Annotated in this window: 6 protein-coding genes; 4 read left to right on the top strand and 2 right to left on the bottom strand. The window is 59.4% G+C overall.

The annotated features are described in order from the left end of the window. Positions 1-236: 236 nt before the first annotated feature. From DW925_RS01785 to DW925_RS01800, 4 genes are all read left to right on the top strand, one after another. A complete protein-coding gene (locus tag DW925_RS01785) occupies positions 237-1,358 on the top strand; it encodes a hypothetical protein (RefSeq protein ID WP_147329321.1) in 1,122 nt (373 codons plus the stop codon). Between the two features lie 389 nt (positions 1,359-1,747). Further along, a complete protein-coding gene (locus DW925_RS01790) occupies positions 1,748-2,113 on the top strand; it encodes a helix-turn-helix transcriptional regulator (RefSeq protein WP_055285819.1) in 366 nt (121 codons plus the stop codon). A 62-nt stretch (positions 2,114-2,175) separates the two neighbouring features. After that, positions 2,176-2,394 (top strand): cation transporter, encoded by a 219-nt coding sequence (locus tag DW925_RS01795; RefSeq protein WP_117583778.1) that lies wholly within the window; start codon positions 2,176-2,178, stop codon positions 2,392-2,394. Between the two features lie 100 nt (positions 2,395-2,494). Next, a complete protein-coding gene (locus DW925_RS01800) occupies positions 2,495-4,447 on the top strand; it encodes a heavy metal translocating P-type ATPase (RefSeq protein ID WP_233509070.1) in 1,953 nt (650 codons plus the stop codon). 115 nt (positions 4,448-4,562) lie between these two features. On the opposite strand, the gene DW925_RS01805 is transcribed toward DW925_RS01800, so the two are convergent. Together DW925_RS01805 and DW925_RS10170 are read right to left on the bottom strand one after the other, a co-directional pair. After that, positions 4,563-4,946, bottom strand: coding sequence for a hypothetical protein (locus tag DW925_RS01805; RefSeq protein ID WP_147349507.1), 384 nt, complete (start codon positions 4,944-4,946; stop codon positions 4,563-4,565). A gap of 29 nt (positions 4,947-4,975) precedes the next feature. Continuing rightward, positions 4,976-5,342 (bottom strand): transposase (locus DW925_RS10170; protein ID WP_233540211.1); only part of this gene is annotated, 367 nt, incomplete at its 5' end.

Here is a 5,342-nt window from a genome sequence, read left to right on the forward strand (position 1 = left end):
CGGAGAGCATTTCCCAGTTGACAAAACTATAGGAACACCCCTCAATACGACAGCTCAAAAACCCACCGTTCGCAGAAGATAAGCCGCGTCCCTATACCGTTGCCCGAAGTTTCGGGCACATGTGGCGTCCGCTATGCCATCATGCGCGTATGGGAATCGTTCTGTCACATACTACAGCACGCGCTGTATACCAAACAGCCAACTCGCTCGCAAGCTACGCGACCGATCCCATACCTATGGAAAAGATCAGGGTGTCTGCGCCGACCACATCCGACCTGGAAGCGGCACGAGCATGGCTCAAAAGAAAGAATGTCGATTCTGAACGCATCCATGTGCTGACGTTTTCCAATAATGCCAAAAGGCACCGCAAGGGCTGCATCTGCCACTGCACGCGCTATACGTTTGATGCAGAAAGCTACCTAGAACTCGAGCCGAACGTCTACATCGTCGATATCAAGCTGTGCGCGTTAGAAGCAACAGCCGACCTCAACCTTTCGGAGCTCGTTGAGTATTACTTTGAAATCTGCGGCTCCTACGCGCTTGAAACGTCCAACGAAACTCAATATCGCGAGCGCCCAGCCCTAACCAGCGTTGAAGAGCTCAGAGCCTTCTTTTCAGAGGCGTCGGGGTATCGTGGATCTAATAAAGCCCTTAAGGCACTTTCTTATGTACGCGAAGGCTGTCGCTCCCCACTCGAAACGGCGTTTGTCATGATGCTGACGATGCCCAAGTCAATGGGTGGCTTAGCCATACGCGCTATCAAAACGGATTATCCGATCCCAGTCCCCAAAAGATACGCCGCCCTAACGCGACGGACGGTTTTCTACCTCGACGCGCTGCTCGAGAATTCGATGACCGATATCGAATACAACGGCTTTTACCACGACGAGCCCGAGCAGCAATCAATTGACGAGGAACGCCGCAACACGCTGCGAAACATGGGATATGCCGTTATCACAGTTACTCGTCATTCGTTTTTCAAGCAGTCCGCTTTTGGACGGGTCATGGAAGCGATTCGCATTCGCGAGAAGATCTGGCCTGGTCGACTCCCGGATAACTTCACCATCCTGCAAGAAACTCTTCGTCAATTTGTCTTGCGGCGCTACTTCGAATACGGTCGCCGCGTCCTGGAGGCTCTCAAAGAAGAAGAGTCCGCCAAGCGCGAAATTGCAAGCCAATATCCGCAAGCTGATGACCCGAGCATCAACGATGTGCCCGAACCCGACGACATGCAACACGTCGGGGCCCTTGCTGAAGAAATCAATGGGCCTTGGGAATGCGACATGTCCGCAAAAATCGATGAAAACCGCACGGAAGACGACACGATTATTGATCTAATTGAGAATTCGCTCTTCTAAAGGCGGTCTCTGCGGATGTCCACCTACATTTTTCGACTTATTCGGCCACCTATGTGCCCGATTGGCCGCAGCAATGCTCAATATAACTTTAGATAAAACTGATTCTGCAGGAACTCCCGTAGAGAAAGAACTGATTCTCACGATATTTAACAAGATTAAGTACAAATATGAACAGTTCTAATGCTTCTCGAGGCGGCTTTCTTAGCATGCTGGCCGAACATCTCGAAATATGTTGGCGAGCATTGCATCGATGCATCCCAACCCACAGAAAATCGCAGAGGCGGCAAGCAGTCATCGAAATTATCGCAAATTGTATTGACATATGAACATGCGCTCATATAATCGGAAGTAAGTTATATGAGCGCATGTTCATATGAAAGGATATTGCAATGAGCATCCGCGTTGATGAAACGAAACCCGACATCGAGGCCACCGAGCCCGCGATCCCCACCACCTGCTCGCCCGAGGACCTTCCCGACGAGGAGCTTCTCTACGACCTCGCCGACCTGTTCAAGGTCTTCAGCGACACCACGCGCATCAAGATCCTCTACGCCCTCATGGGTCGCGAGCTCTGCGTGGCAGACATCGCCGAAGCGACCGAAACCTCGCAGTCGGCAGTATCGCACCAGCTGCGCACGCTTAAGCAGTCGCACCTGGTCAAGTTCCGGCGCGACGGGCGCAATATCCTCTACTCGCTTGCCGACGATCACGTCTATACCATGCTCAACCAAGGCATGAGCCACATCTGCGAATAGCGACCAACCACGGTACCAGCGCGGCCTGCACCCAAGCCGCAAAAACGGGAAAGGAACCCAACATGAAAAAGCAGTTTAAACTCGACGAGATCGACTGCGCCAACTGCGCGCGCGAGCTTCAGGACGAGCTGGCCAAGCTCGAGGGCGTCAAATCCGTGTCCGTCAACTTTATGACCCAGAAGCTGACGCTCGAGGCTGATGACGCCGAGTTCGACGAGGTCCTTGACCGCGTCGTGGAGTTCACCGCCGACGCCGAGCCGGACTGCGAGATCATTCTCTAGCCCAGGTTCACGCCAATCTTCAGGGCCGCGCTTGCCGCGGCCTTTGCTCGCGAAATTATATGAGCGAGTGTTCATACATTCAAATGGGAGGATACGAGTCATGGCCACCGCCGACCCCAAAAAGAAAAAGAAGAAGCGCACGAAAAAAGAGTCACTCGAGCATAAACGCAGCCGTATCCTGGTAGCGCTAGGCATTTTTGCGGTGGTGTACGCCCTCGACGAGCTCGGTGCCCTCACTGCCACATTCGGCGAGCCCGGCGACATCTATGCCAGCTTTGTGCTGTTCCTCGTGCCGTTTTTGATCGCCGGCCATGACGTACTGCAAAAGGCATTTAACAACATCCGCCGCGGTAAGGCCTTCGACGAGAGTTTCCTTATGGCAGTCGCGACCATCGGTGCATTTGCCATGGTGCTCTTCCCCGACACCGACCCGCACATGGCCGAAGGTGCCGCTGTCATGCTGTTCTACCAGGTCGGCGAGCTGTTCCAGGCATACGCCGTGGGCAAGAGCCGCAAGTCGATCAGTGCCATGATGGACATCGCGCCCGACTACGCTAACGTCGAGCAGACCGACGGCACGCTCGAGCAGGTCTTCCCCGATGACATCACCGTCGGCACCGTCATCGTCGTCAAGCCCGGCGAGCGCGTGCCCATCGACGGCGTTATCGTCGAGGGCGAGACGCAACTCGACACCGCCGCGCTCACGGGAGAGTCGGTCCCCCGCCCGGCCAAAACCGGAGACGATATCATCAGCGGCTGCATCAACATGACGGGCCTCATCCACGTGCGCACCACTAAGCCATTTGGCGAATCCACCGTCGCTCGTGTCCTAGAGCTCGTGGAAAACGCCAGCGAAAAGAAGGCACGTACCGAGAACTTCATCACGCGCTTTGCCCGCGTCTACACTCCCGCCGTCACTGGCGCCGCCGCGGTACTCGCGCTCGGCGGCGGCCTGGTGACCGGCGCTTGGTCCGACTGGATCCTGCGCGGCCTGACCTTCCTCGTCGTCAGCTGCCCGTGCGCGCTGGTGATCAGCGTGCCGCTGAGCTTCTTTGGCGGCATCGGCGGCGCATCCAAGCTGGGCGTCCTTATCAAGGGTTCTAACTACCTCGAGACGCTCGCCGATGTGGACACCGTCGTCTTCGACAAAACCGGCACCCTCACGAACGGCACATTCTCGGTCGTCGCGGTGCACCCCGAGGCAGGCTATACCGAGCAGTCGCTGCTCGAAGTCGCGGCCCTTGCCGAGTCGTTCTCCGACCATCCCATCGCGCAGTCGGTACGTACCGCCTTCCAGGGCGAGCTCGATCCCAAGCGCGTAACGGATTCCACTAATGACGCGGGCCACGGCGTGACGGCAACCATCGACGGCAAGCCCGTCGTCGTCGGCAACGCCAAGATGCTCGCCGCCACCGACATCGAAGCACCCAATTGCGAGGTCGTCGGCACCATTCTCCACGTGCTGGTCGATGGCATCTATGCCGGCCATATCGTCATCGCCGACACCGTCAAGGCCGATGCCGAGCAAACGATTCGTGACCTGCACGCCGCCGGCGTTAAGCGCACCGTCATGCTCACGGGCGACCGCGGGGAAGTGGCGGCGTCCGTGGCCAAACAGCTCGGTCTCGACGAGTTCCATGCGCAGCTGTTGCCTGGTGACAAGGTCGAGCGCGTCGAGGCACTGCTCGCGGCCGAATCGGGCAAGGGCAAGCTCGCCTTTGTCGGCGACGGTATCAACGACGCTCCTGTGCTTACGCGCGCCGATGTGGGCATTGCCATGGGCGCCATGGGCTCCGACGCCGCGATCGAGGCCGCCGACGTGGTGCTGATGGACGACAAGCCGTCCAACATTTCCCGCGCGATCCGCGTGGCGCGCAAGACCATGACGATCGTTTGGCAGAACATAATCTTTGCGCTGGGCATTAAGCTGCTGATTCTGGTGCTCGCGGCGCTCGGCATCGCCAATATGTGGCTTGCCGTCTTTGGCGACGTGGGCGTGGCGATCATCGCCATCCTGAACGCCATGCGCGCGATGGGTGTCAAGAACCTGTAGCGCCTGTGGTCCCTCCGGCCGGGGCCGGGCTTGGTTTTGAAAACGTCCTCGCGCATGAGGCCCGTCTTTCCTGCTCCTGCGGAGCAACGGAAAGACGGGCCTCGCGCTGACGCTCCTATTTGGCAAGGTGTTTTTTAGAATCCATTTTGCGCTCGGCCTCGAAGGCTTGCCTGTCCCAATCGAGCGGAAGTCCGGCCTCGACCCATGCCTCGTAGGCCCTCCTTATGGGCTTGAGCTCCCTTTGGCCCCTCTCCAGCATCGAGATGTACTTCTCGCTGGTTCCCAATATGGACGCCGCCCTCACCTGGCTGACCTTCGCCGCGCGCCTGGCCGCCACGAGCTCCGAGGCGTCCTCGGGCCTCCTGATCTCGTGCGGGTGCATCAGCGCCCGGTACGCCTCCCTGGCCACGTAGCGCTTGAGGCACCTCATGACCTCCCTGTCGCTCTTCCCCCGCGCCCTGGCCCTCTCGGCGTACTCGGCGGTCTCGGGGTCGCGCATGACCCTCTGCCTCGCGATCTCGTGCAGCGCTAACACGCCTGCCGGTCGCCGCCCCTGTTGAGCCTGTGCCTCACGGTCTTGCCGCTCGAGGCGGGGATGGGGCAGGCGCCGCATATCGCCGCGAACGACGCCTCGGAGCGCAGCCTGCCCGGGTTGTCCCCGGCCGCGACCGCGAGCTTGGCCGCGCTCACGGGCCCGCACCCGTACATAGCCAGCAGCGCGGGGCAGTTCTCCTCCAGGGACGCCTCGATCGCGCGCTCCATGTCGAGCGCCGCGTCGCGCGCCGCCGCCCACAGGTCCGCCAGCGCGCCGAGTGCGGCGCCCAGCGCGCCCTCGGCGCGCACGGAGGGGAGCACCTCCATCAGCCTCGGCCCCGCCACCCCGCGGAACCTCGAC

The sequence above is a fragment of the Collinsella sp. AM43-1 genome, from assembly GCF_003467925.1.
Lineage (GTDB): Bacteria > Actinomycetota > Coriobacteriia > Coriobacteriales > Coriobacteriaceae > Collinsella.